Origin of the sequence: Prevotella fusca JCM 17724 (assembly GCF_001262015.1) — a bacterium.
GTDB lineage: Bacteria > Bacteroidota > Bacteroidia > Bacteroidales > Bacteroidaceae > Prevotella > Prevotella fusca.
The window spans coordinates 896,241-922,887 of the sequence record NZ_CP012075.1; the positions used below are offsets into that span (position 1 = coordinate 896,241).

Here is a 26,647-nt window from a genome sequence, read left to right on the forward strand (position 1 = left end):
ATAGACATACATAATGACAGAGCAAGAGTTAGCTAATGTAATATGGGATATTAAGGAAGTTATTCGTAACTACTATGATGATTCAGAGGTAGAAGATGTTATTCTTCCTTTTACCCTTCTTCGTCGCTTGGATTGTGTCCTTGAGGACAAATATGAAACGATACTTGAAGAACTCAATCAGAGTCCTGAAAACATACGTAAATATAAGTTACAGGCACTGATGAAGCAGAATGGCCTTACATTCTTCAATAGTTCTGGCTTGTCTCTGAGAAAACTTCTTAATTCACCTGATCAGATAGGTGATGCTTTTAAAGAATATCTGGAAGGCTTTACCGATAATGTCAAGGATATTCTTGCCAATTTTGTTCATGAAGATGGAGATAGTGATGTAGTAGACTTATCTAAGATCTATTCCCGTCTTGACAGAGGCGATAAGTTATTTGCTGTAATCAAGCAGTTTGTTGAGAATGCAGACCTCCATCCAAGTAGAGTGAGTAATGCGATGATGGGTACTGTCTTTGAGATTGTTATCCGCCGTTCAAAAGAGTCTACTAACAGTAAGGCTGGTCAATTTTATACCCCACGTGAGATTGTAAAACTATTGGTTGCTCTTACCATGAGTGGAAAAGAACAGGAACTTTTTGTTCCAGGTAGAGCATTCACGATATACGATCCTTGCTGTGGTACTGGTGGAATGTTAACTGTTGGACGTGAACATCTTCAGGAGATGGCACAAAACAACAACTTAAAAGTGTATCTATATGGGCAAGAGTTAAGTCAGAAGACATACGCTATCTGTAAAGCGGATCTTTTGATGAAGGGTGACGATCAAAACCTTGACCAGCAACTTTTCCAAGGTGATACGCTTGCTGACGATAAACTCTATGGTAAGCATTTCAACTTTATGTTGGCTAACCCTCCTTTTGGTGTCGACTGGGGAAAGGATACCAAGGTTAAGAAGATAGTAATGCAGGATAATTGTCCTGGTGGACGTTTTGAAGCAGGACTACCTGCAACGTCTGATGGTTCACTACTCTTCCTGCAACACATGATTGCTAAGATGGATAGTAACGCTGGCTCTCGCATAGGCATTGTTCTCAATGGGTCGCCACTCTTCAATGGTGATGCAGGGACAGGATGGAGCAATATTCGTAAGATGTTGCTCGACCGTAACTTGCTCGATGCTATCATAGCCCTGCCTAAGAATCTCTTCTACGGTACTGACATCACCACCTATCTGTGGATACTTGATAACAAACGACCAGCAGAACGCTATCGCAAAGTGCTCTTTGTTGATGCTGCCCATAGCGAGTTTACCACCTTACTCCAGAAGAACTTGGGTAAGAAACGATTTGAGATAAGCGAGGAGGGAACGCACGACATCATTAGTATCTATAAGGCTTACGAGCCTTGCTGCCGTGACATTGTCTACGACAAGACAGGCGAGACGGAACACTTAGAGATTGCGAAGCTCATGGACTACGATGACTTCCTTTATACCAACGTGGCAGTACGACGTCCGTTGCGCCTGTGGTTTAGTGATATCCGTGCTACGTATGAGGCTTTATGCAGTAACGACGACTTTAAGGCTGACGACAAGAAGAACCTTATCTTGCGAGAGGTGGCAGCGATAGACGGTGTGGACGAACAGCGTAGCGACCACGAGTTCTTTGTGTTCTTGAAAGAGAATAGCGTGAAGACTACCAAGGCACAGAAGAAACAGTTGCGTGATGTGTTCGGCAGAGTAGCTGAGGATGCCCCCGAAGTGTTCGACGACCCTATAAAGAACAGTGGTGAGCTGGTTGCTGATACCAATCTGAACGATACCGAGAAGATACCAATGAAGGAAGATATCGACGACTACTTCCGTCGTGAGGTGCTACCTTTTGCACCCGATGCGTGGATGGAACGTGATAAAGACAAGGTAGGTTGTGAGTTCCCTTTCACCCGACTTTTCTATAAGTATCGCCCTTTGCGTAGTAGCGAAGAAATCCTTTCAGAACTGGCAGCATTAGACAGTGCGCTCAACAATGAACTCTCACAGCTAAAGGAGGACTAAGACGTATGAAGAAATACGATGAGTATAAGGATAGTGGAGTGGCATGGATTGGGGAAGTGCCGAAGCATTGGGAGGTACGTAAAATAAAACAGTGTTGTAATAAAGAACAATATTCTATTAAGACTGGCCCTTTTGGTTCACAATTAAAAGGAGAAGAATTAATGTCTCAAGGCGATGTGTCTGTCTATAGTCAACAGAATGTCATTAATAATGATTTTAATAAGATCCGATATTTTGTTTCTAACAAAAAGGCGAAGTCTCTAAGTAGTTTTTATACAAGGGCTAATGATGTCTTAATAACATCACGAGGAACAATAGGTAAAGCTGCAATCTTACAACCTCTATACCCTAAAGGTATTTTACATCCATGTTTGATAGCAATACGTTTAGACCAAGAGATTTGTCTACCTGAATGGCTTACAATGTATATAAATGAAACAGATTGTTTTAAGACAGATATTTCTGTTAGTAGTAATGCAACGACAATAGATGTTATTTATACAGGGACTCTTAAAGACATATATATTCCAATACCTACCATATCTGAGCAGACCGCTATTGCAACCTACCTTGATACACACTGTGCAAAGATAGATAACCTCATTTCTATTCAACAAAAGCGTATTGCGCTACTCCAAGAACTGAAACAGAGTGTTATCACTCATGCCGTAACGAAAGGACTGAACCCTAATGTCGAAATGAAACAGTCGGGAGTTGAGTGGATAGGAGATGTGCCTAAGCATTGGGAGGTGATGCCTTTAAAGAAATATTGTAAAATGAATAAAGGTCTTACTTTTACCAAAACTGATATTGTTGACGAGGGAGAATCTGTTATAAGCTATGGACAAATCCATTCGAAGTTAAATAATGGTGTCTCTTTGGATTGTAAATTAATTCGCCATGTTCCAATAGGAATTGTTAAAAATGGAGAGAAGTCTAAAGCCCATAAAGGCGATTTTATCTTTGCAGATACATCAGAAGACTATGAAGGTTGTGGTAATTTCGTATATAATGATACAAATCAAGCTATATATGGTGGCTATCATACTATAATATTACAAACTGAGACTTTGAATGCAAAGTATATAGGTTATCTTTTTAAAACAGATTGTTGGCGTTATCAGATTCGGTCACGTGTATATGGTGTTAAAGTATATAGTATAACTCAATCTATTTTGTCTATATGTTCTATTATTCTTCCACCACAAGATGAGCAAAAGCAAATCGCCTCTTACCTCGACCACAAATGTGCTACCATAGATACCTCTATCTCCAATGCCCAACACCAAATAGACCTTCTACAAGAGTATAAGCAAAGCTTGATAACGGAGGTGGTTACGGGCAAAAGTAAGGTAACTGATAACTGACAACATGCCGAGCACGAGCCGTGTTGGGGCTTGTCACGTAATGTGCGAAGCCCTTAGAAAGGGTTCAAGGACTATACTAAGGGATGAAACCTGAGTTTCATAAGTATTAAACTACCTGAAAGATGGTTTTTACCTAATGACTGTATAGCTATAACGGATGTAAGATAAACTAAATATTGACAACAAACAACAATAAAATATGCTAAATCCTTTAAACGAGACAACCTTTGAAACGCATATTGCAAACTATCTTGCAAACAGCGACCTCTATAATCAGCGTAGTAGCGCACAGTTTGACATCGAACGCTTGTGTGACACCGAGATGTTAGAACAGTTCTTACGAGCACAACCCATTGCGTGGAAGAAACTGTCACAACATTTCCCTGGCAAGGAGACAGAGACGGTTATCCGTGAGTACAACAAGCGATTAGACCGTGGAGAGAGTGTCCTGAACATCATGCGCAAGGGCTTCACGGTGAGTGGGGCTAAGGTAAAGTTCTGCCAGTTTAAGCCTGTTTTGGAAGGAGAAGGTACAGACAATTACCGCTTATATCGTGCTAACAACTTTAGTGTTGTACGCCAAATGCGATACTCTACAGGAAACGACAAGGGAAAGGAACTTGATATGTGTATCCTGCTAAATGGTATTCCTTTATTTACATTTGAACTGAAGAACGAAGGAACAGATCAAAATTACACACACGGTATTAGTCAATACCGAGAGAATCGCAACCCAGAGAATAGAATGCTCCGAAACTGTCTTGTTCATTTTGTAATGGATAACCAGTACGCATTTATGACTACAAAGCTGAAAGGAGAAAAAACAACCTTCCTGCCTTTCAACCGCGAGACAGTGAATCCGACGATAGAAGGCGAGTACCCAACAGCTTATATGTGGATGGAGATACTTCAGGCAGATTCTGTTCTTGACTTACTTGTAAACTTCATCAAACGTTATGAAGAGACTTACGAGGACAAGGATACAAAGGAACGTAAAAAAGAGACTATTCTTATATTTCCTCGCTACCATCAGCTTCGTGCTGTACGTAAGCTTCGTCGCTTAGTGCGTGAAGAAGGTGCTGGTAATAATTACCTTATTCAACATTCAGCAGGAAGTGGTAAGACAAAGACTATGGCTTGGTTAGCTCATCAGCTTGCTAACATGACACATGAAAATGGATCTGCCATATTTGACAGTATTATAATGGTAACCGACCGTATTGTACTGAATCGCAATATGGCTGAAGACGTTGTGAATTTTGAAACCACTGCAGGTACAGTAAAGGATATTCGAAGATCATCTAAGACACTTGCTAAAGCTTTGGATGGTGAAAACCGTATTATTATATCTACAGTACAGAAGTTTGCTTACGCTCTTGATCATCTCAAACATGAGAAGTCAAAGAAGTATGCCGTTATCATTGACGAGGCACATACAGCTGTTGGTAACGAGGCTGCAAAAGACCTTGTAAAAGCCCTTTCAACAGAAAAAGATTTAGAAGCAATTGGTGGTTATGATCCAGAGGAGTATGAGAGTCCGCTTGATGCGCTGATGGCACAAAGGCAAGTATATAGAAAGATGATGAAGCATATTTCTAATTTTGCTTTTACCGCTACTCCTAAAGATAAGACATTCGCTCTTTATGGTAAGGACGGAAAGGAAGCGCATGACTTGTATTCTATGAAACAAGCCATCGACGAGAAGTTTATCCTTGATGTCACACAGAACTACGTCAGTTACAAAACGATGTTCGAGTTAATAGCAAAAGATCCTACTAAAGATGCAAACGAACAGTTTGAGAAAAAGAAGGCTCTAAAAGTAATTGCGACAAAGCTGGGACAGGATAAGTATATTAAGTTGCGTAAGGCAAGTATGATGGTAGATCAGTTTATGAAATTTACCATTAATAAAATCAATCATCAAGCTAAAGCTATGGTAGTATGTGACTCACGACAAGCTGCCGCTGATTATAAGCAGATAATTGATCGCATAATACTTGATGAGTATAATGGTTCTATCAAGACCTTAGTAGCTTTTTCAGGTGAAGTTACAGACAGTAATGGTCGCAAGTGTACTGAAGCAAATTTGAATGATGATGGTGTTACTGATAATGCAATAGCAGAGAAGTTTAAGGACAATGACTATAAGTTTCTCATTGTTGCAGAAAAGTTCCAAACAGGTTTTGATCAGAAGCTTCTCCATACAATGTTTGTAGACCGTTCGCTCGGTGGTATTCAATGTATACAAACACTTTCACGATTGAATCGTACTTACTGGCCATACAAGGAAGACACACTCGTTGTTGATTTCCGAAATGATGCAGATTCTGTAAAAAAAGCCTTTAATCAGTACTACACAGTAACCTCTCTTACTGGTAGTGTTGACACACAGCGTGTATACACCTTAAAGGAAGATGTTGAAAGATGGAATATCTTCAGCGAAGAAGAAGTCAACGATGTCTGTCAAAGAATGATAGATCAGGAAACAGTTACAGGAATTCCATCACTTTTGTTGAATATTGTAAATGAAAGGGTATTACCTCTGTCTGACGAGGAAAAGGACGCATATCGTAAACTGGTAAACCGTTTTGTTCGTCAATACGGATTTCTGGCGCAGATTATGGAGTTTACTGACCCTGACCTTGAGAAGTTTTATGTTTTCTGTAAGGTGTTCTATAAGTATCTTCCTTATACCAAGGAGACTTTGCCAATGGAACTTGTTGATATGATAGATCTTGACAAACTTAGAATTCAGTTGTCGTTTGAAGGTAGTATTGAACTCGAAGACGAACCAACTGAGCTAAAGGCAAGTCGTATAGGAGAGGTCGGACAACAGAAAGAGGATGAGAAAAAGACTGTTGCTGAGTTGCTTGATATGGTGAATAGTCCCTTCGCTGATATTCTGAATGAAAATGATAAGATTATTAAGCAGATATGGGATGATCTTCTGAAAGACCCAGAGGTGATAGATGCAGCTCGTGCAGGAAACTCTTACGATGTAATGATCAATATCTGCAAACAGAAATTCGATGAAACAATCGTAAATCAAATTGATAAGTATCTCAACTTTAGAGAAATTCTTGACAAGGAGAAAGGCTTTGCTTTAACACTGATTGGTAAGTTTGTAGAGGCGTTGGTAATGCAAGCTAATGCTACGTCAAGTCTTGTCTATGATGAAGCTGTATTAAAAGACAAAATCGCTGAAGCTATGGCAGAAGAGTTTGAAGGTGTTTGTCAAAAGATGAGGAGTTTGCCTGAAATTGTAGATTATCTTTTCTTCATACTGAATACATCCAGCCTTCCAAAACTCGATGGTATTGATACCTTACTTCGAGAGGCTTTGAATAATATCTATACAAATCCTAATATTACGCCTGTTGTTAAGTATGCGTTCTTCAATTCATTGGTACAGAAATTTGAAGCATTCTTAAAGAAACTCTACTATCTGATCAACGATGAAGAAATTAATGGTCGTGATGGAAAAGATGCTTCATTGTCTGATGCTGTTCATGCCTTTAAATGTCTTTGGGACTTAAAGCATGCAAAAGATGAGGATCGTAAGAAGTTTGAAGCTTATCTTCAGAAGGTACGTGATTGGCGAAATGAAGAAGCGCATAATGCTCCTGACAAGAACGATTCTGATATAGCAGTAGCTATCAAGGTTGTGGTTGCAATGTACCTTTATGTTACAGCATATTCTATAACCGATCTGGAAATGGCTGGATTTTAGACTATACTGTGAAGTAAATCTGAGCAATTGTACCATGAGTCAAAAAATATTTTAACGCTATAAATGCATTCTTATAAAATTATCTCTTTATCTCAAATCGAATTGTAAAATCTCGATTTGGGGTAAAGGGGAATTTTTGATATGACAATTTCGTTGGTTTTATGAATATAGTCAATTTCTTATTGTAAATTTGTTTTTAATAATCAAAGATAACTTTTAAAATTTAACAAACTATGATTCAAAGATTTTTTCATCCAGTAGGACAAGGTGCCTTTTATTCAGAAAGACACATAGATGACAATATAAATATTGTGTATGACTGTGGTACCGAGTACACTAACAGAGGAAACAAAGGTACTAAGGGAGTAGTTTCTCAAAGTTTTAGTAAAAATGACGTAATACATTATCTATTCATTTCTCATTTTGATTATGATCATATTTCCAAGATTACTTTATTAAAGAAAACCGTTAAAAAAATAGAAAACGTAGTTTTGCCACTACTACATGAAGAAACAAAGCGATTCTTATCTGAAATTTATTTAGCTTTAGAAGAAGACGATTTAGCCACTTTGGTCAGTGACCCAACTCAATACTTTGACCCTGAGACTAAAATTATAGTTGTTAAACCTGGCGAGTATAGTGAAGTAAGATTAAGTAAAGAAGATGACCCAGTTAAGGGGGAAAAAATAATAAAGTAAGAATAATTCCCAGCGGAAGAATTTTACCTCTTGACTTAAATGAATCTGATTGGGTTTTTATTCCTCATAATTATGAGTATAAAATCCGTAGTAAGGCGTTTGTTGAGAAAATACAAGACTCAGTAGTTGATTTACAGAAACTAAAGAAGGATCCAGAATATACTACTCAAAAAAGAATTATTGATAAATAGTACTGATGCGATAAAATCGCGTTAAGTTTTACATATTATCAAATAGAGGTAGTTCTTTGACATATTGATTGTAAATGACAGAGGTTCTCGGCTTAGTGATTAAATCTCTGAGGTGAGTTTTCTCCAAAGCAGAAACTCTTATCAGCGTTGCCACTTCCGTAATGGTGTATGGGCTTTTGTTGTCCGCCTTTATTCTTGCAACAAGCAGATAGGCGATGACTGCAACCCAGAGATGGATTCGGACTGCATTCCCGGAATACCCCCACAAGGTCTTCACGACAATGTTCTGCTTTATCCACTTGAAGAACACCTCTATGTCCCATCTGTGCCTATACAGGACGGACACTTCCACTGCGCTGATCTCGAAGTTGTTAGTGATGAACACTATTTCTTCACACGTCTCCTCATCATAGTGGCAGACTGCCCTGAAAGGCTCAGGGTAAAGTGCATGAGTCTTTGGCTGAGTCAAGCGAATGGTAAAGTCGCCTCGAATACCATCCTCTCGGGAGAAGTCTTTTCTATGACCAATAATCTCGTATTTCATGTTGTCCTTCGGTCTGGTAACCCAATAGGCTCCAGCCAAATGGAAGCGAAAGAACTCATCGAAGTCAACATAGGCCTTGTCCATCATATAGAAGGCAAGAGGCTCCGGCGCAGTCAGTTCAAGTTCGTTGCTGTCATGCCATCTGCCATCCGTGATGTGGATGTTTGCTGGAATGCTCCCGCGCAAGTCAAGCAGAGTGTGCATCTTCACCGCCCCCTTGTTGTATCTTCCTAAAGCCCATGTCGCAAGTTTGACACTTGTGGAGATGGTCGTGGAATCGAGGGAGTAAAGTACGTTGTCTATAGTGACATCTGGTATCGAGGTCCTTGTGTATAAAGGTCTTACCAGATTTATCATATAGATGCCAAACTCCTCATAGATGCGGTAATCCCGATTGTCGTTAGCTCGGGAAAGTGATGACTGGTTGACCGTGTTGCCAAATCCAAGATGGTAGAGGATGTCCTTGTGGGCACCAAGACACAGGCAGATGTCCCGTAGGGAATCACAACTCGTCAGCTGTCCAAACAAAAGGTGCAGAAGCTGGTTGTAACAAGTCAAATCCTTGACATGCCAGTCGCCACGGTACTTCTTCACGCACTTGTCGAACTGATAACGAGGTATGTACTTCACAACTTGTGAAAACACATATCGACCGACGTTCATAACAATGCAGTTTTGGTTGCAAAGTTACGCTGTCATTTTCAAATCAAAAAATCAAAGAACGATCTGAAACCCTTATTAATAAAGGGATATATGAAGTTTAATTTAAAATTATTGCATCACTAGTAATTGATAAATTAAAAAGTATCTACAAAGATTTTGATGAAAATATAAACTTAAATTCCATGTTTTTATATTCTGGACCGGAAAAGGAAACAAGTAATGAAATCTATCAAGTATATCAGAGATATTTTAAGGACAAATTCTGCTCTAAACAGCTATATTATAAGTATATGCTTTACAAGCGACCTGCTTGCTTATACACAGGTGATGGAGACTTAAATTTTGTAGATGTTCAAAGTGTATATAAAGACTACTGGCATTTCATAGGAACTATACAGATACCTCACCACGGTAGCCTTTCATCATTTAATGAAAACATATTGTTCAATCGACCTTTCTTTTGTCCTATTTCTGTAGGGAAGAATAACTCCTATGGACACCCCTCTCAAGAGGTAATTAGTAGAATGCTTCAGTATAAAAGTTATCCTATACTTGTAACAGAAGATGTAGATAGTACTTTTGTTGAAATTATCAGACCATGGTAGTATAATTTTAACTATCAAACCTAAGAGTTTCTATCTGTATTATTCATTTATACTACTACATTAAAAAAGACTAAAGTTTAATTTGAACTTAAGAATATTAGTTGATTAAACAGATTTTTCTCACAATAGTACTATTGTTACGAAGTTTTAGCATCTGTGCAGATAGGCTGCACAGATGTTTGTTATCTTTGTAGCATAAATTAATTTAAATTATGAGCAAAACAAAAATACCGATAGCAACAGTCAGAGAACTTTGGTGGAAAGCTGCAGGTCGATGTGAATTTAAAGGCTGTAATAAGGCTTTATATCATCATGGTGTAACAATGGATAACTGTAATTTGGCTAACTATGCACATATTATAGCAGACTCTCCTAATGGACCAAGAGGGACAATCGACTCTAAAAAGTTAGCATCAGATTCTAAAAATTTGATGCTGTTGTGTCAAGATTGTCATAAATATATAGATAACGAAGGTAAAGATAAATATGATGCTGATACTCTCTTTGGAATGAAGAAGAGACATGAAGAACGTATGGAGTTTCTTACGGGGTTAAAAGAGGATGTTCAAGCCAATATTGTTGTTTTTCGTGCAAATATAGCAAGCGATTGCCCAGACTTTAATTTCTCTCAGTTGAAGGATGCATTATTGCCAAACTTCTATCCGACAAACACTAATCCAATAGAATTAGGAGCAAATTTATATAATAATCAGTCATGGGAAGAGTACTGGAAACAAGAAGTTGAAAATCTTAAGTACCAATGTGACAGAAATATCTTAAATGTTATTGATAAATGGGAGTATAAAAGAATTGCTCTCTTTGGGTTTGCTCCGATGCCTTTGCTTGTCTATTTGGGTACTCTCCTTAATAGCAAGCGTGAGGTTTTAGTATACCAGAAACAACGTAGTGGCGGATGGAGCTGGCAACAGGACAATAGCTCTATAGACTTTATTGTTAATAAACCTTCTATTACCGAAGGTAATCCTGCTTTAGTTCTCTCTCTTAGTGCTTCTATAACAGACCGAGTTAGAAGAGAAAGAGGTAATGATAATCTCTGGGAAATAACGATAGATAGTCCAAATATGGATTTTTTAGACTCAAAATCAACTTTAGATAAATTCTGTAGAATTACAGAAAATCTATTGGAGGAAATATCTAAAACATCTAATCATAAACCAATCGCATTATATTTGGCAGCACCAGTTGCTTGTTGTATAGAGCTTGGGAGAGTTTGGATGCCTAAAGCTAATTCGCCATTACACATCTACGAGTTTAATAAAACAGAAGATAAACTTGCAATAATAATTAACAACAAATAGTACTATTATGTTACAGACTAATGACAACTTAAGCAGGGAACTTAATGAATTGTTTCTTATGCTTTCTAAGAGTCTCGATATAACAAAGACTCAGTATGACAACTTAACGAGAAGCTATTCAGCTGTTGGTAAATATCTGGAAGAAGATCCAGAGTTGTCTTCATATCATCCTGTCATAACCCCACAAGGTTCACTCCGTTTAGGTACAATAATTCAACCCATAAATGAGGAGGATGATTTAGATGTTGATTTAGTATATCGTCTAATAGAGAAGGGGCCTACTTGGACCCAGTTTGATTTAAAAACTCGTGTTGGCAATCGTCTAAAATCGCACAGTCTATATAAGGAGATGCTTGATAAGGAAGGAAGAAGGTGTTGGACATTATTGTATAGGCAAAACTCTGATAATAACAAAGAACGCTATCACATGGATATATTACCTTGTGTAGCTGAAAGTACATATTTAGAGCGTTTTCATATCTTAAATGCTTCTGGATTCGACGCACAAGCGATAGATGATATCTCCATACGTATTACTGATAATAAATGTGACAATTATAAAACGTCTATCTGCATTAGAGAATGGATGAAAAGTAATCCAGATGGATATGCTATGTGGTTTGCTTCTCGCTGCAATATTACTTCACAAAACAATAGAGCCCTTTTAGAGAATGTTATACCTGTCCGCAAATATGTAGAAAACAAAACAATTCTTCAACGAATAGTACAGATACTGAAACGTCATAGAGACGTAATGTTTAATGGAGACAAAGAAAAACCGATTTCCATTATTATCACAACCTTAGCTGCGAAAGCTTATAAAGGTGAAGATAATCTTTTTATTGGTCTTAATAATGTGATTGATGGAATGGAGTCACAGATACATAAAAATCAAGATGGCACCTACGTTATAGAAAACCCAGTTAATTCAGAAGAAAACTTTGCTGATAAATGGACTAGTCATCCTAATAGACGTGATAATTTCTTTAGGTGGTTAGGTAAACTTAAGAGTGATAAAGGCGCTTTTCTTAATTGTAAAGGAAGTGTGTTACGTAATGTTTTCGCATCATCTTTTGGTAAAAAGGTTACTAATCTTATATTTGAGAAGAGAGCATTAGAACATAAGGCAGAAGCTTCTAATTCAAAACTAAAAGTGTCTTCTACAGGTATTATTGGAGCAATTGGAACAACGTTAAATGCAAAAAACACATTCTTTGGTGAAAAATAGGAAATATACTGTTTATGAGCAACTTAGTTCATTGCTAGCTTGCTTCAAAGGTGGACGTTCTGAGAGGAGACACAATGGTTTTACGTGGTGGTTTGAGGTTACTCCAACTCCTTTAAGTGATACTTATTTACTTAAAATAGTATATAATCAACATACTATACCATTGGTTTATGTGGAAGAACCAAAACCTTTGTTATTAGCAAAGGGAGCAGAATCGCTTCCACATACCTATAATACAAAAACTCAACAGCTATGTCTATTTATGCCAAAGAGGATGGAATGGACAAGTTCTATGCTTATTTCAAAAACAATCGTGCATTGGGCTATAGAATGGCTATACTATTATGAGGAATGGGCTTATTCAGGTAGATGGTATGGAGGAGGACATGGTAAATGGGATGTCATGAAGTCCTGATTTACCACGAATAAGTTTTGCCATCTAATGCATTCTTGTGGTGATAGATTTATAAAACAATTTTCTTACTAATATGGAAAGAGCCATACCAAACTACTTTTATTTATGTTTGATATGGCTCTTGGGTATTACATAAGATTAATCACACCATTTAGATTTCTTATGACTTAGGATACACTTACATTTCAATCGGTAATTCTGTAGAAGTATTCAAGTTCTTCACCTTTCAGGTTCTCTTGTGCCCAAAGGTCTGCTTCTCTCCAAAGAGTATCATAGAGGCGTGCAATAGCATCGTTTGTCTCATACCATTGCCAAATCTTGTGGTTAAGAACCATAACAAGCTCTGTGAGATAGACGTGATTGTCTTTCCACTCATTGAAAGCTCGCTTGTAGGTGTCTTTGATAGCGTAGAGACCAAACTTGTCTGCAATTGAAAAATCCATCCAAAAAGTGGTTTTTGGTTCATACGCATTAAGCAACTCTGCAGAATTTCCTAAAATCTGAATAATATCCATACTAAAAAGTTTAATAAAAAGTGATACTTTTCCCTTTAGTTCTCACTCTCTATGTGAGACTGACAGGGATTGAATTTTTATGTGCTTAGAGAAGTGGGGCAGAAATGGATGCACAAGGAATTTTTGTAAGAATTTGTATGGAAACCCAATTTGTTTTAAGAGAAATTGCGGAGGGTCCATACTAATTCTTATGAAAATAGTGATAAATGATACTTGTAAAGGAGTTGAATGCTACACTAACTTTGCACAATAAAAATCAATCCTATGTCGGTAACACAAGAAGTCGGTAACGCCTCTACAATAGGGCTTTGTTAATAAGAGAAGAATAAAATATATTTTCTACTAACGCTTTATATTTTAGGCATAACGTAGTCTTTGATAAGTGTTGTTCTCATGACAAAGTTATTGTATAAGTTTTGCAAAGAGAAGATAATGGTAAATACAAATAAGCGTCTTAATCTTCGATTTTCATTACCGTTTAGTGTATCTTTGCAAAATGTAATTAATGTGTATACTAGTATAGTCTATGAATAACAAAAATATAAACGATATCACCCTATTCCGGTATTTGTTTTCTTTAGATAATAGAGATTTACCTCGAAGTATTCTTATGTGGTATAAAAATATTGGCAGTATAGTTGACTCTGATAGGGAAAATGCAATCAGTGAGCTATATTCTTTAAGGGGAAATTGTCGTAATCTAGTTCTCTTGTCTAAATCATTTGTCGATACAATGGATAAATCCTATATAAAATTTACACAATTTCATATGGATATTCTTGAAGAGTTAGATGGAGAGAACGGAATTGTACGTAGTCCTTATTTTATAGAAGGTTGTTATGTTGTATATAGTGTGAAAAATGGATGTCTCACTTTATGGGTATTTCATAATAACGATCACATTGATAAATATCTATCAATTCCAACTTTTTACGTCTGTGTTTCTCCAAAAGATAAGATAAAAGGAGAAGGACATCAATTAGATGGAATGATAATTCCCTTAATAGATAATTTATATGAAGAAAATATTAGGGACTACATTGATATGGTTTTAGACTATCTCTGTTTAAGACAATGGGCAGAAGTTCAACTGAAATGTGTTTCTACAACTACAAAGAAACAGGTTAAGAAAGCAAAGAAAAGTCAGGTACATACTGTTCCTGGACTTGATTTTTACACCTTTGATAGCAAATGGTATACTGAATTATCTAATGACGAGTCTTTCAAAGTAAGTGGTCACTTCAGATTGCAGCCTTACGGTGATGGAACACGAAAGCTTATATGGATAAATGAGTTTACCAAGAATGGCTATCATAGAAAAGCAACTATTGATAAGGTAAAAGATGGAGAAGTTTCATTAGATTAGATACTCCATATTACTCTATATAGCCTAAAATAAACCCCACTGACAAATATAGAAATCAGTGGGGTAATTACTATGGCAGGGCATCTAATATTCCATCAATATCTCCGAATAGAATATCGTTATAGCCTACTTCGTAATACTGGTGGTCTTCGTCAGGCATAATGAGTATACCACTATGCTCTGAAACTGGATGCTTTACCGCCATAACCTTTGCATCCAAATGACCATCGCAGTTAGAAAGCTGTGCGGTTACATAAGGAAAGTCAGATTGCCAATGCACTTCCTTATCATCAGTGTTACGAATTGCCTCGTTCAGTGCGTTAACTTCTTCTGAACGAATGTCTATGTATTTCTTATAGAAATCTTGGTGTATCATTTTATTTGTTTTTGTGGAGAGGTGGTTAACCTCTCCTTTTTTAGAATGTTAGAAAGACTTGCGGCTTACAGTCCAACCTTGTAATAATAGGTCCTTATGTATGTTTGTTTGTCTTTCAAAGTCAGCTTCTGCTGCATAATCATTATTTACATATACTTGCTGATAAGTAATAAAAGCTTCTGATGATACTACTGTTATCACTTGAATAGCAATACGAATGTTCATATAACTTATATGTTTTAGAGAGTTGGTTAATCTCTCTGTTACCTTTTAATTGTCGAAGATGTATTCACTTATTTCTTTGCATAAACGACAGAAGATTGTTTAATACTTCAGTTGATATCTTATCCCATCCTCTTTCATTTATCCAAGGAGTGAATGCAAAACACACTGTAAAGAAAATACCTTCACTCTGTGTTATTGGATATTTTAAAGCATGAATTTCGATAGAAATTCGTTTCGCTGTTAATTCATCAACAGTTGTTACTTGTGGAAAATCTTTTTTCCATATACCTTAATTCCGCAGCATAATTTCTTTTGAGAACTCCAAGTGCCTGAGAAACAAAGTCCTCAAAACACTTGGATATGTCAGAAATTTCACCTATCTTAGTGCTATCAAAAAATAAACAAGCAAAAATCTGACATGACAAAGGTAGCAATTAAAAACGAGAATATCACTTCCTTCGGAGGAATTTATCACATCATGGACGTTTTTTCAAGGTTGGGCTTTGAAAAACTTACCGAATCCGTGTTGGGCAGACGCGGATGCAGCGGCAAGGCATTCAGCCATGGAAGCATCCTGGGCTCTCTCTTCTTCAGCTACCTTTGCGGTGGGGATTGCCTTGAGGACATCAATGCGCTTACAGGGCAGTTCAGGCAGAGACCTGGTACGCTGTTACCCGGCGCCGACACTGTGGGGCGCGGACTGAAGGAGCTTGCTGAAGAGAACATTGTCTATAAGAGCGAAACCTCCGGCAGGTCCTACAGTTTCAACACTGCAGAGAAGCTGAACACCTTACTTTTACGTATGATACGTAGGATGGGGCTTATAAAGGCGGGCAGTCATGTTGACCTGGACTTTGACCACCAGTTTGTTCCTGCCCACAAGTTCGATGCAAAGTATTCCTACAAGCAGGATTTTGGCTATTTCCCGGGCTGGGCTTCCATCGGGGGCATCATAGTCGGAGGTGAGAACCGTGACGGAAACACCAACGTGAAATTCCATCAGGAGGACACGCTTCGCCGAATTATGGACCGTGTGACCTCCGAGCTTGGTGTTGTGATAGAGCGTTTCCGTGCCGACTGCGGGTCGTTCTCGAAGGAAGTCATCCGAACCGTAGAGCAGCGCTGCAACACGTTCTATATACGTGCTGCCAGCTGCGGCAGCCGGTGCGGGGAGTTCCGCCAGCTGGAAGAATGGAAGAGCGTTGAGGTTGGTTATGAGAGATACGATGTCATCTCCGTCAGCATGGACAACCTCATCGAAGGAAAGTCATACAGGCTTGTCGTACAGCGTACTCCCTTGAAAGACAAACACGGCAGGGAACAGACGGATATGTTCGGAGTGATATACACATACCGCTGTATCCTTACCAACAACCGGACACCCACAGAGAAGGACATCATTACATTCTACAATGAACGTGGAGCGAGCGAAAAGAACTTCGACATACAGAACAATGACTTCGGCTGGTCGCATCTGCCATTTTCCTTCATGGATGAGAACATGGTTTTCATGATGGTTACTGCCATGCTGAAGAACTTCTATCTCTATCTCGTCCGCCATATCAGCGAAAAGGTCAAGCCGTTGAAAAAGACAAGCAGACTGAAAGCATTTATCCTGCATTTTGTCAGCGTGCCGGCAAAATGGGTGAGAACAGGAAGGCGGAACGTTCTGAACCTGTATACAAATAAAGCATACTATTCTGAAGTATTCCTTGAATAAGCAGCATTTCTTTGTGGTTCTCATATTCCCCATTGGTTTGGGTGGGGGATTTCATGCTTCGGCAAGACCCAGGAAGCCCCGATAATCCTCATAACAACATATAGAGCCACAAAAAGACATCTCAACATATAAAATCGCCTCACAAGGAAAAACGCTGCGGAATTGAGGATATATAAACCTTGTGAGGTAATTTCTTTAAGGTTTCATTAATAGACTTAATAATATTCTCTCTTGACATATCTTATTGGTTTGTGGAGAGGTGGTTAGCCTCTCCGTTGCTTAATATTACTCAACATATTGGAATTCATGAACATATATGTAAGAGTCGTCATCTTCATGCTCTTCATTCCATGCCTCAATATCTTCGTCAGTGAAGTCTTCTTTATCAATCATAGTAGAAACAAAGTCCCTCATTTGTTTTTCTGTTTCAAAGTATTCATAGTAGTCTGCATCCTTTACATAAGCATCAACTAAGTATTGCTCTGGAAAGTATTTACCATCAATGTCATTTGTTGCGAACACGTCACATCCTGCTTCCTCTACGATATAGTAAATAGTAAGTTCTGGCATAAGGTCTCCTAAGATGTGTCTGAAGTCTGTTGCTCCCCAAGCTTCTTCTGCATTGATGCGAATAACATCACCATCTAACTCATACTCTTCGATAAATCCACGGAGATAGCTCTCTTTCAACTGCTCGTCTGATGCGCCCAAAGCCTTAACAATATTGCCTTCCCATTCTTTAGATGCATCTTCAAGAACAGGTTTTGACTTGCCTGTGACAAAGTTGTCAATTACATCATAAACTTTCTTTAAATCACTCTCACTACCTTCAATTCGATAGCTTGTACTTGCCCAGTTTGCCATATTTTTAAGAATTTAATTTGTGATACATTTCCCTTTCGTTCAGCTGCTTTTGCAGCATCATTGTCGGGTTTCAAATTTTACGTGCAAATGGGTAGTAAGGTCATCAGGCAGATAAATAAAGGAATTTCATTATATTCTTATGGAATACCCAAATCTCTGATTTGTGGAAGGCTGTCATTAGAATATAACGAAATAGCTGAGCGGTCCTTTGAGTTCTGACGACCTTACTAACTTTGCAAAGGAAAAGTAAAACCAGACGGTGAATGCAAGGAGTGAAAACAACAACATCGAATACAGGGCTTTTATAAGACTAAAGGGGAAAAAGAGGATCTCTCGCTAAATGCATTGATTAAAGATAGAATAAAGGCTTATATACTTACACGGTATGATTATCCCAAATTTGATAGGCTTACGCTTGGGGACGAGCTACAGGATATAGGTCATAGTTCAGATGGTATCCTCAAATTTTCTCACAAGTAATAATGCTGTGGACTTAAGGTTTTAATCAAATAAGACCTACAAAAAAGTCTTCTTATTATCAACATATAATAACAATTTATTTTCCTCTAAAACGTCCATAGCAATTGCTTGGAATGTGGCCTTTAATGCCTGTTACATTCAGTTCATTGTCAAATACTATATAAGCGTCTATATCAACTTTTCTTTCAATGTCTATACGCTGCTGATTACATTTAGGTTTAATGATTCCATTTATTGTATTAAGTATTTGGGATAAAGCTTCGCGGCAACGTTGTTCAAGAGTCTTATCAGACTCTGTCTTTGCATTTGTTTTGAACTCAATCAGGCTTAATTCGTTCACCGTGAGCAATGCACAATCACACACACCACCCTGTTTTACTTTTGGACCTGTTATAATCCTATTGTCTAATGGTAATAATACAATCTCTGTTTTGTTAGGATTATCAGCACAAAAAGTCTCCGAAATATTGGGTGGAACTATATTGGTCCAGTCAGAATATCCTAAAGTGGCATCGTCGTAAACATATAATTTCTCGTCTATACTTATAACCATTGCACGTTGAACACCAATACGCCCACAATTACGTAATGCAGAACATAGTCTAAGGTTGCTAACGGCGGTAGGAATATTGGTATTATTTGATAGTCTTGCCATAAATACGATATAATATATTAAACTCACGCATAATTAGCTCTGATACTGAATCAAGATCATTCTTGCTGATTATACCAGATGATTCTGAGAGAACAGATTGATAATTCTCCATTTCAGCTTCTGTGAGACTAAAAGCTGTGAGAGATTCAGGGTCAATGTGATATTCTGGAGGAACAATCTCAGCAACCTTTCTTTTTATATTGTCATCTCCTTTTTCATATGCCTTATAAGCAAGTACAAGGTTATTAAGTATAGCTAGTGTGTATGGGCTATGCGAAGTTAACAAAAGCATATTATCCGTAGTTCCATTGTTAACTTTGCACAATAGCCTTATCATTGAGTTTTGTGATTCTGGGAAAAGACTTAACTCAGGTTCCTCTACGATATTTACAAAACAATTGTAACGACTACGACTAGAGAGATGTTTTAACATAGCGTTCTTGACCGAATCTGACAAATTCTCATTTTCCATAATCTTAGAAGTTTCTTTTTGCAATTTCTGTAATTCTTCTACAGACATGGGACGTTCTTTACCAGAAGCAACAATATTCCCTAAATAGTCAGAAACTATACAGACTGGTAGGGCTGACTGAATACCACTGGATGCGTTGATAAGACGAACACGATAATCACAGCCTTCAATCCAGCTAATATCATTCAAAGAATCATACTTGTAGTTCAAATTACCAAATGGAAAAGAATAACCATCTTTAAATCGTTCCTTCGATTCCCAAAAGGTCTGATTAAAAGTAAGGTTGGAAGCAGGAAGCCCATCAAATGTCTTCAACTTCTTTTCTGCTGAACTTAATATTATTCTTTCAGCAGGAACATACATTATTTTTGGTAATCCTGTGATAGTTCCATTCTTTTTTTCTATATTAAACGCATTTCCTGCATAAACAAATTTATACAGAGCACTTTCATATAATATGTAGGTATCGTTACGGAAAAAATCATCAATACGATGATACCCACATAATTGTTTTTTAAAGCGTGCATCTACAAACTTCGTAAAATAGTCCAAAGAATACGTCTCTGTCAATAATGTCTTTTCGAGCCATCTAAAAGTAGAGTACAACTTAACAATGCAACTCTTTCCTGTACCTTGGTCACCAATAAAAAGATTTACTTTGCGGAAGTTGATATCGATACTTCTTATAGGTCCGAATGATTTGACTACTAATCGTTCGTTCATAATCCTGTTTTTATTATTCTATTACATATTCTACTTTATATCCTTGGCAAAGATAATAATAAATAAGGGGAAAGTAAAGAAAAGATAAGAAAAACAATAATCTGCAATTCTATTTAACATGGGATCTCCTTTACTATTTCCTTAAAACTTATTCAGCTATTACGTCATAAATATGCGTAATGGCTTCATGCCACTTTATGACTTCTTTGGAACAAGGAGCGACAAGCGAGAGCCATTAAGTATTAGTACTGAATGGAATGTGTAGATGCAGTACTTAAAGAGTAGGCATCTGCTGTTCTGCACGCCAAGGATTTGAAGTCATTACCACTCCATAGTTTCTACCTTTTTTGTTCTTGTCCCGCACATTCAATTAGAATCTGCAAAATGTGTGCCCTTAGCTTATGAAAGAGGCCTGATTGGCTTGAAAATAGATGCCCTTTTGAACTCTTATTAATGCCTTCTTGAAGTCCAATTAAGCACCTTTTCTTGCATCACTTCGTGTTTGTTTACTTTACTTTCGATTATAATCTTGTCTTTTATAAGTGTTTTTTTAGGTGTATTATATGATTTTATACCATGTTTTTTACGTCTTTTCTGTATATTTTCGATGTGTCGAAATGAAAAGGTTTTCTGTGTCGGAGAATGAATAAAACAGGTTAGACAAGACAGCCTAGGCTATCAAATTTGTTTAAAGAATAGCGACCTGCTGTAAGCTTATGATTTTGATTCTGATATAACCGCTCTCCCAAAGTACATTGAAAAGCTCTGTTGATGATCCGTAGGAGAAGATACTGTGCTTTGAAAAGGATTAAAACAGCATAGACTGTTTTAAGGGTTTCCAGCGTAGCCTGTTTTCTGTAAGGCACGAGGTAAGATACTGCCATACAAATGAAGTGAAAGTTTGCATAGTTGGCTTTCTGCGGAGTTTGTTTGAGAAGTGCTGCCGAATGCCTGGAAGAAAACTGGCGGAGCAATGGGCATAGGTAACTTAGAAAGGGTTAGAACAATCTTTTAAAGTTTTATTTATTAGTGGGAACTAGGAGTGTTATTATAAACAAGTATTAAATTACAGGGCCTCAGTATTAGTGAAAAGGGCATGAGTATTACGTGCTGCGATTAAAAAGAGCAGCACAGCTCGAAAAACATCCGTGGTGACAAACCACGGATATTTCGTTTCATAGATGAAAAGTCTTAAAATCAATCAACATAGAGTTGTAAACAGCTTTTTCGTAGCCTTCGCTTTTTAGAACAGCCAACTCTTGTCTTGCAAATGAGTTTGCTTGTGACTTACTCAATCCGAATTTACTTCGCATTGGTCTGTTTGGGCGCATAGTATCTACTTGATAAAGTTCTTGATAAGTAGGGATATACTTGATGCGCTTTATAATTAATACTCTTGGATATCTTATCATAGTTCTATATTTTAAGAATTCTTGGATAGTTTATCAAAGTAAACCTTAAAGGCATTTGAATTCAATCTATATATGAAATAATCGGTGCAAGCATTTTGTACATTCCATTACGTTTGTGCGCTGCATATCTATATCTTATTTCACCGATGATGATACCATTTCTCGTAATAGTATCTTTATACGCTAAACTATCTGTTATGTGGATGTTATTACTCTCACAAATAGCTAAAGAAGAAGAACGGATATAATGTTTTGAACACATTCCGTAGTTAACTCTTTCTATTCTTCCTTTCACTATGTCAAGGACTGCATTCTTAATTTTTGTCTCCATTGCGTTTATTTTAATGACTTATTGATGTTTTATGTATTTCAATGGTAAGGTTTTTCTGCCTTACCATTGTATTGTTAGAGATAAGCAAGTCGCTCAGTTGCTTTTATTATTAAGTCCTTTAATTGCTCTTTATTCAGTTCGGGCAATAGGTCTATCACCATAAAGTTTTCTGTATCTTCTATCTCAATACCCTTATTAGCAAGGATTGTTTTTATGTCTAAACGGCTAAACTCATTGTACACCTTACATCTTATTTGGGTTTCATTTTCAAAAGAAATAGTATTGTCTATCTCTATCGGTTCGCCTATACCAATAAAAGCATCTATGCGAAGTTTACGTTCCTCTTGCTTGTCAATATCGAAATAAACAAAGTATTGCCCTGTAATGTCTATATTATCCGAAAGGATGCCGTGTGCATGTCTTATAGAGCCATCTGTTTTACGATAAGCGAAAGCAGTAACACTCTCTTTCTTCATCTTCTCTTTTAGTTTGACAACAAGTGCAAGACAAATATCATGATGCTCTTCTATTGTTCCTTTACGGAGTTCACCTACCTCGACAAGACTATCTATGACAAACGACCTCCAACCCTTACAATCAACATCATAGTAAGCAAGTGTATATTTGCATTGTTGGTGCTTTATGTTGCCTTTTATTGTGTGTCCTATACCATACAATGTTCCGCAAGCGTGACGCTCTGTTCCATCTTTCTTTCTATAGACAAAAGAAACAATTCCTTTGCGAAGTCTATCTACCAATGTTTCAAAAAGATTTTCCATAATTAAAGTATTATAGTTGATTACTCATTATCAATAAGTTCTTTAATATCTTCTTCAGAGTTAACCTCTGTTCCGTTGAAATAAAAGTGTGTATCAAGTGAGCCGTTAATATAGCTATCAAATTGCTCTCTATCACATCCTTTGCTATCGACATATTCGTAAACTACTTTCAGCCAAAGGATTTCCATTAGGCAATTTCTTACATTATGAGAATTAAGAGCTGCACACTCTAAAGCCTCTTCTAAATCTTCTTTCGTCCAATCGTAACCAAAGTTAGATTTAAAGTTCTCAAACTTATAGTCTTCCTTACTAAATCCTAAACTTACCAAAATCGCATAATTGTTTGTCATATCCAATTGTTCTTAAATGATACATTTCCCTTTCGTTCAAATGCTTTTGCAGCATCACTGTCGGGTTTCAAATTTTACGTGCAGATAAGTTGCAAGGTTATTAGGTAGATAAACAAAGTAATTTCACTATATTCTAATGGAAAACCCAAATCTATGATTTGCGGAAGGCTGCTGTTAGAATCTTGTGAAATATTGAAGAGGTACTTTGTGTTCTATCAACCTTGCTAACTTTGCAAAGGAAAATAGAAACAAGACAAGTGAATGCATTAAGTGAAACGATACTTCTATTAGGGCGTGTCACACGATAAGAGGAAAAATACGGCAAGTAGGAGACAATGTGTTTATGTTATAGCTATCTTGTCTTGCTGGTCCATAAAATGCAAAACAGCTCTTACCTATAACTCAAAATTAGGGGTCGAGTCTCTTCTTCTGAAAGAATTGATATGATTTGATATAAAAGGTTCGAATCACATCTTTTTGATTTTTTAATTAATCATTCATATTCAAGTACTTAGATGTTACGAAAATAATTTACAAGAAAAAGTTGTTTCATTGCTTTTTCAGAATCTTCGGAGTAAAAAGTGGGTCAAAAAGTGGGTCAAAGGAAAATTGGGGATAAAGAAAAAGTCCCTAAGTCATTGTGACTTAGGGACTTAATCGATGAAATAATGCGGAGAGAGAGGCTCTTTCTCTCGAACTATCACAAACTATCAAATCGTATCAATCTATTGTAATATAGTAGTTTACGCAAAATGTTAATAAAATGAGATTTCACGGAAAATCTTTGGTAATATCATTTTTAGGGTGTAACTTTGGGTGCATAAAACAATATACCCGAAGGTATGAATATCAAACGGAACATCATCTTCACGTTGGAGAGCAGGAAGAAGGACGGAGTTCTTATCACAGAGAACGTGCCTATTCGTATGCGCGTTAATTTTGCATCCAAGCGGATTGAGTTCACCACTGGCTATCGCATTGATTCAGCCAAGTGGGATGCAGATAAGCAGCGTGTGAAGAATGGTTGTAGCAACAAGTTAAAACAATCGGCTTCTGAAATCAATGCTTCGCTCTTGGAGTATTATACGGAAATACAGTCAATCTTTAAGAGGTTTGAGGTAGAGGACGTAATGCCAACGCCCGAACAGATAAAGAAGGCTTTCAATGCTTTGCACAAACCTGTGAGCGAAGAACCTAAGCCAAAGAAAGAAGCGTTGCCTTACGATTTCTTTCAGGTGTTTGATGATTTCGTAGAGGACTGTGGGCGTCAGAACAATTGGACGGACTCCACGTTTGAGAAATTTGCAGCCGTGAAAAATCATTTGACCAACTTTCGTGAAGGACTTACCTTTGAGTTCTTTGATGAGCGAGGCTTGAATGACTATGTGGGTTATCTGCGTGATGTAAAGGAGATGCGCAATACAACCATTGGCAAGCAACTGAGTTTCTTGAAATGGTTTTTGCGCTGGGCTTTCAAGAAAGGTGTACATCAAAACAACGCCTACGATAGTTATAAGCCTAAACTCAAGAGTACCCAAAAGAAAATCATCTTTCTCACTTGGGACGAACTCAACCGTCTCCGAGAGTTCAAAATCCCTTCTAACAAGCAGGCTCTCGAACGTGTGCGTGATGTATTCCTCTTCCAATGCTTCACAGGCTTGCGCTATTCGGATGTGTTCAATCTTCGCAGAAGTGATATTAAAGACGACCATATTGAGGTTACAACGGTCAAGACTTCCGACAGCCTGATTATCGAGCTGAACAATCATAGCAAAGCGATTCTTGACAAATACAAGGATGTGGCGTTTGAAAATGATAAGGTCTTGCCTGTGATTACCAATCAGAAAATGAATGACTATCTCAAGGAATTAGCAGAAATGGCAGGGATTGACGAGCCTGTGCGCCAAACGTATTACAAAGGTAATGAGCGTATTGACGAAGTTACACCTAAATATGCCCTGCTTGGCACACATGCAGGTCGCCGCACTTTTATCTGCAATGCGCTTGCATTGGGTATTCCTCCTCAAGTTGTGATGAAGTGGACAGGACATAGCGACTACAAGGCAATGAAACCCTACATTGATATTGCAGACGACATCAAGGCGAATGCCATGAGTAAATTCAATCAGTTATAACGCTAAAACGATATGAGCCAAGAAATAAATAAAACTGATCACCAAGATTTAGATCCCGTTGTACGAGCCATCGGTACTGATCTTGAGTATACACAAGTACGCTTAATAGCCTCTGCAAACGCAGACATGCTTTTCCACTATTGGAAAGTGGGACATTTTATTCTCTATCTCCAAAAGAAAGAAGGTCGGGGAAGCAAAGTGATTGACAACCTATCCAAGGCGATACGCTCAAAATATCCAGATAAGAAAGGGTATTCTCGCAGAAATATCTTCTATATGTGCCAGTTTGCCAGTGCTTATCCGTTGGAAGTGCTGAAAGAGATGGACAGGATAGATAGCTTACTCACAACTCCTACTGTAGAGAAGGTTTTAAGTCTGACAAACGAACTCAATCAAATTGTGCAACAACCTGTTGCACTAATTCAAGCCACAGAAAATCAATCGAATACAATTACGCAACAGCCTGTTGCACAATTAGAAGAAGTTACTGAAACATTGTCAGCAATCTATCACTGCGACATCAGTCAGATAGAGGAAATCTTCAAGCATTCTGCCATAGTTCGCACCAACTGGGCGAGCCATGTAATTCTGCTTAATAGTAAGCTTCCATTGGGCGAGTGCTATTGGTACATTTCGCAAGCAGTTGCTAATGGATGGAGTCGCAATGTTCTGCAGGTGCAGATTGAGACCAATCTTTTCGCTCGACAGGTCACGGCAAAGAAAGTGAGTAACTTCTCGGCACGATTGCCCAAACCGCAAAGCGACCTTGCCAACTATCTGATGAAAGACCCTTATATCTTTGATTTGATGGGGCAAACAGATAAAATGGCAGAACGAGACCTTGAACAACAATTGGTATCTCATATCACCAAATATCTTTTGGAAATGGGCAGTGGCTTTGCATTTGTGGCACAGCAGAAGCATTTTGAAGTAGGCGATTCTGATTTCTATGCCGACCTCATCCTCTATAACATCCAACTGCATGCATACGTGGTTATCGAACTAAAAGCTACACCTTTTAAACCAGAATATATGGGGCAACTGAACTTCTATATCAATGTTGTGGACGATACCCTTCGTGGCGAACACGACAACAAGACCATTGGCTTGCTCCTCTGCAATGGTGGAGATAAAGTGGTGGCACAATATGCTCTTTCTGGCTATGATCAGCCTATTGGTGTCAGTGATTATCAACTGACAAAGGCTATACCTGATGATTTGAAGTCGGCTCTGCCTACGGTGGAAGAAGTTGAGGAAGAGTTGTCGAAGATAATAGAGCAAGATAGCGAAAGATGAAATATCTATATTCGTTAGCAATTAATCAAAAAGAGGATTAAAGGTTTAATTTTTTACTCAGTAGTAAACTATTAGTTTACCTACAAGCATAAAAACTAACTACTAAACGAAGACACTCCAAGAAACTAT

22 protein-coding genes are annotated in these 26,647 nt (G+C 37.7%); 11 read left to right on the forward strand and 11 right to left on the reverse strand.

From position 1 onward, the window contains the following. Positions 1 to 13: 13 nt before the first annotated feature. From ADJ77_RS10950 to ADJ77_RS10965, 4 genes are all read left to right on the forward strand, one after another. Positions 14 to 2,059 carry a type I restriction-modification system subunit M gene (locus ADJ77_RS10950; protein ID WP_025079119.1) on the forward strand — a complete coding sequence of 682 codons (2,046 nt, stop codon included), beginning with the start codon at positions 14 to 16 and terminating at the stop codon, positions 2,057 to 2,059. A 5-nt stretch (positions 2,060 to 2,064) separates the two neighbouring features. Then, positions 2,065 to 3,426 (forward strand): restriction endonuclease subunit S, encoded by a 1,362-nt coding sequence (locus ADJ77_RS10955; RefSeq protein WP_025079120.1) that lies wholly within the window; start codon positions 2,065 to 2,067, stop codon positions 3,424 to 3,426. A 199-nt stretch (positions 3,427 to 3,625) separates the two neighbouring features. Continuing rightward, complete coding sequence (locus ADJ77_RS10960; RefSeq protein ID WP_050696408.1) at positions 3,626 to 7,156, forward strand: type I restriction endonuclease subunit R; 3,531 nt, start codon at positions 3,626 to 3,628, stop codon at positions 7,154 to 7,156. Positions 7,157 to 7,389: 233 nt separating this feature from the next. Beyond that, entirely contained in the window at positions 7,390 to 7,854 is a 465-nt protein-coding gene (locus ADJ77_RS10965) for a ComEC/Rec2 family competence protein (RefSeq protein WP_025079121.1), read from the forward strand. A 219-nt stretch (positions 7,855 to 8,073) separates the two neighbouring features. Here the strand turns inward: ADJ77_RS10965 and ADJ77_RS10970 are convergent, their stop codons facing one another. After that, entirely contained in the window at positions 8,074 to 9,252 is a 1,179-nt protein-coding gene (locus ADJ77_RS10970) for an IS4 family transposase (protein WP_050696136.1), read from the reverse strand. 817 nt (positions 9,253 to 10,069) lie between these two features. Here ADJ77_RS10970 and ADJ77_RS10980 point away from each other — a divergent pair. Genes ADJ77_RS10980 through ADJ77_RS14080 form a run of 3 tightly spaced genes read left to right on the forward strand, consistent with a single transcriptional unit; the run spans position 10,070 to position 12,819 of the window. Next, entirely contained in the window at positions 10,070 to 11,176 is a 1,107-nt protein-coding gene (locus ADJ77_RS10980) for an HNH endonuclease (RefSeq protein WP_025079211.1), read from the forward strand. A gap of 7 nt (positions 11,177 to 11,183) precedes the next feature. Beyond that, positions 11,184 to 12,404 (forward strand): nucleotidyltransferase domain-containing protein, encoded by a 1,221-nt coding sequence (locus ADJ77_RS10985; RefSeq protein ID WP_050696410.1) that lies wholly within the window; start codon positions 11,184 to 11,186, stop codon positions 12,402 to 12,404. Beyond that, the gene (locus tag ADJ77_RS14080; RefSeq protein WP_025079210.1) at positions 12,373 to 12,819 is read left to right on the forward strand and encodes a hypothetical protein; all 447 of its coding nucleotides are present in this window, start codon (positions 12,373 to 12,375) and stop codon (positions 12,817 to 12,819) included. Before ADJ77_RS10985 ends, ADJ77_RS14080 begins: the two co-directional genes overlap by 32 nt. A gap of 185 nt (positions 12,820 to 13,004) precedes the next feature. Here the strand turns inward: ADJ77_RS14080 and ADJ77_RS10995 are convergent, their stop codons facing one another. Then, positions 13,005 to 13,334 carry a hypothetical protein gene (locus tag ADJ77_RS10995; protein WP_050696411.1) on the reverse strand — a complete coding sequence of 110 codons (330 nt, stop codon included), beginning with the start codon at positions 13,332 to 13,334 and terminating at the stop codon, positions 13,005 to 13,007. 526 nt (positions 13,335 to 13,860) lie between these two features. Between ADJ77_RS10995 and ADJ77_RS11000 the strand changes: the two genes are divergently transcribed. After that, positions 13,861 to 14,700 carry a hypothetical protein gene (locus ADJ77_RS11000; protein WP_025079209.1) on the forward strand — a complete coding sequence of 280 codons (840 nt, stop codon included), beginning with the start codon at positions 13,861 to 13,863 and terminating at the stop codon, positions 14,698 to 14,700. A 70-nt stretch (positions 14,701 to 14,770) separates the two neighbouring features. On the opposite strand, the gene ADJ77_RS11005 is transcribed toward ADJ77_RS11000, so the two are convergent. Both ADJ77_RS11005 and ADJ77_RS14040 read right to left on the reverse strand, forming a co-directional pair. Then, positions 14,771 to 15,076 carry a hypothetical protein gene (locus tag ADJ77_RS11005; protein ID WP_025079208.1) on the reverse strand — a complete coding sequence of 102 codons (306 nt, stop codon included), beginning with the start codon at positions 15,074 to 15,076 and terminating at the stop codon, positions 14,771 to 14,773. A gap of 48 nt (positions 15,077 to 15,124) precedes the next feature. Continuing rightward, positions 15,125 to 15,301 carry a hypothetical protein gene (locus ADJ77_RS14040; protein WP_167336716.1) on the reverse strand — a complete coding sequence of 59 codons (177 nt, stop codon included), beginning with the start codon at positions 15,299 to 15,301 and terminating at the stop codon, positions 15,125 to 15,127. Between the two features lie 418 nt (positions 15,302 to 15,719). Here ADJ77_RS14040 and ADJ77_RS11010 point away from each other — a divergent pair, with 418 nt between their 5' ends. After that, a complete protein-coding gene (locus tag ADJ77_RS11010) occupies positions 15,720 to 17,021 on the forward strand; it encodes an IS1380 family transposase (RefSeq protein ID WP_050696412.1) in 1,302 nt (433 codons plus the stop codon). Between the two features lie 285 nt (positions 17,022 to 17,306). Here the strand turns inward: ADJ77_RS11010 and ADJ77_RS11015 are convergent, their stop codons facing one another. The 7 genes from ADJ77_RS11015 to ADJ77_RS11040 form a co-directional block, all read right to left on the reverse strand. Beyond that, positions 17,307 to 17,885, reverse strand: coding sequence for a hypothetical protein (locus ADJ77_RS11015; RefSeq protein ID WP_025079023.1), 579 nt, complete (start codon positions 17,883 to 17,885; stop codon positions 17,307 to 17,309). Between the two features lie 556 nt (positions 17,886 to 18,441). Next, positions 18,442 to 19,020, reverse strand: coding sequence for a hypothetical protein (locus ADJ77_RS11020; RefSeq protein ID WP_050696413.1), 579 nt, complete (start codon positions 19,018 to 19,020; stop codon positions 18,442 to 18,444). Beyond that, entirely contained in the window at positions 19,001 to 20,215 is a 1,215-nt protein-coding gene (locus ADJ77_RS11025) for an ATP-binding protein (RefSeq protein ID WP_025079025.1), read from the reverse strand. Before ADJ77_RS11025 ends, ADJ77_RS11020 begins: the two co-directional genes overlap by 20 nt. Positions 20,216 to 21,390: 1,175 nt before the next feature. Further along, entirely contained in the window at positions 21,391 to 21,627 is a 237-nt protein-coding gene (locus ADJ77_RS14045; protein ID WP_025079026.1) for a hypothetical protein, read from the reverse strand. A 61-nt stretch (positions 21,628 to 21,688) separates the two neighbouring features. Next, positions 21,689 to 21,958, reverse strand: coding sequence for a hypothetical protein (locus ADJ77_RS13875; protein WP_025079027.1), 270 nt, complete (start codon positions 21,956 to 21,958; stop codon positions 21,689 to 21,691). Between the two features lie 74 nt (positions 21,959 to 22,032). Beyond that, positions 22,033 to 22,737, reverse strand: coding sequence for an SH3 beta-barrel fold-containing protein (locus tag ADJ77_RS11035; RefSeq protein ID WP_025079028.1), 705 nt, complete (start codon positions 22,735 to 22,737; stop codon positions 22,033 to 22,035). Between the two features lie 20 nt (positions 22,738 to 22,757). Further along, the gene (locus tag ADJ77_RS11040; RefSeq protein WP_025079029.1) at positions 22,758 to 23,087 is read right to left on the reverse strand and encodes a hypothetical protein; all 330 of its coding nucleotides are present in this window, start codon (positions 23,085 to 23,087) and stop codon (positions 22,758 to 22,760) included. Positions 23,088 to 23,929: 842 nt separating this feature from the next. Here ADJ77_RS11040 and ADJ77_RS11045 point away from each other — a divergent pair. Further along, a complete protein-coding gene (locus ADJ77_RS11045; protein WP_025079030.1) occupies positions 23,930 to 25,222 on the forward strand; it encodes a site-specific integrase in 1,293 nt (430 codons plus the stop codon). A 12-nt stretch (positions 25,223 to 25,234) separates the two neighbouring features. After that, positions 25,235 to 26,518: a PDDEXK nuclease domain-containing protein gene (locus tag ADJ77_RS11050; RefSeq protein WP_025079031.1), complete on the forward strand. Its 1,284-nt coding sequence runs from the start codon at positions 25,235 to 25,237 to the stop codon at positions 26,516 to 26,518. The last annotated feature ends 129 nt before the right edge of the window (positions 26,519 to 26,647 follow it).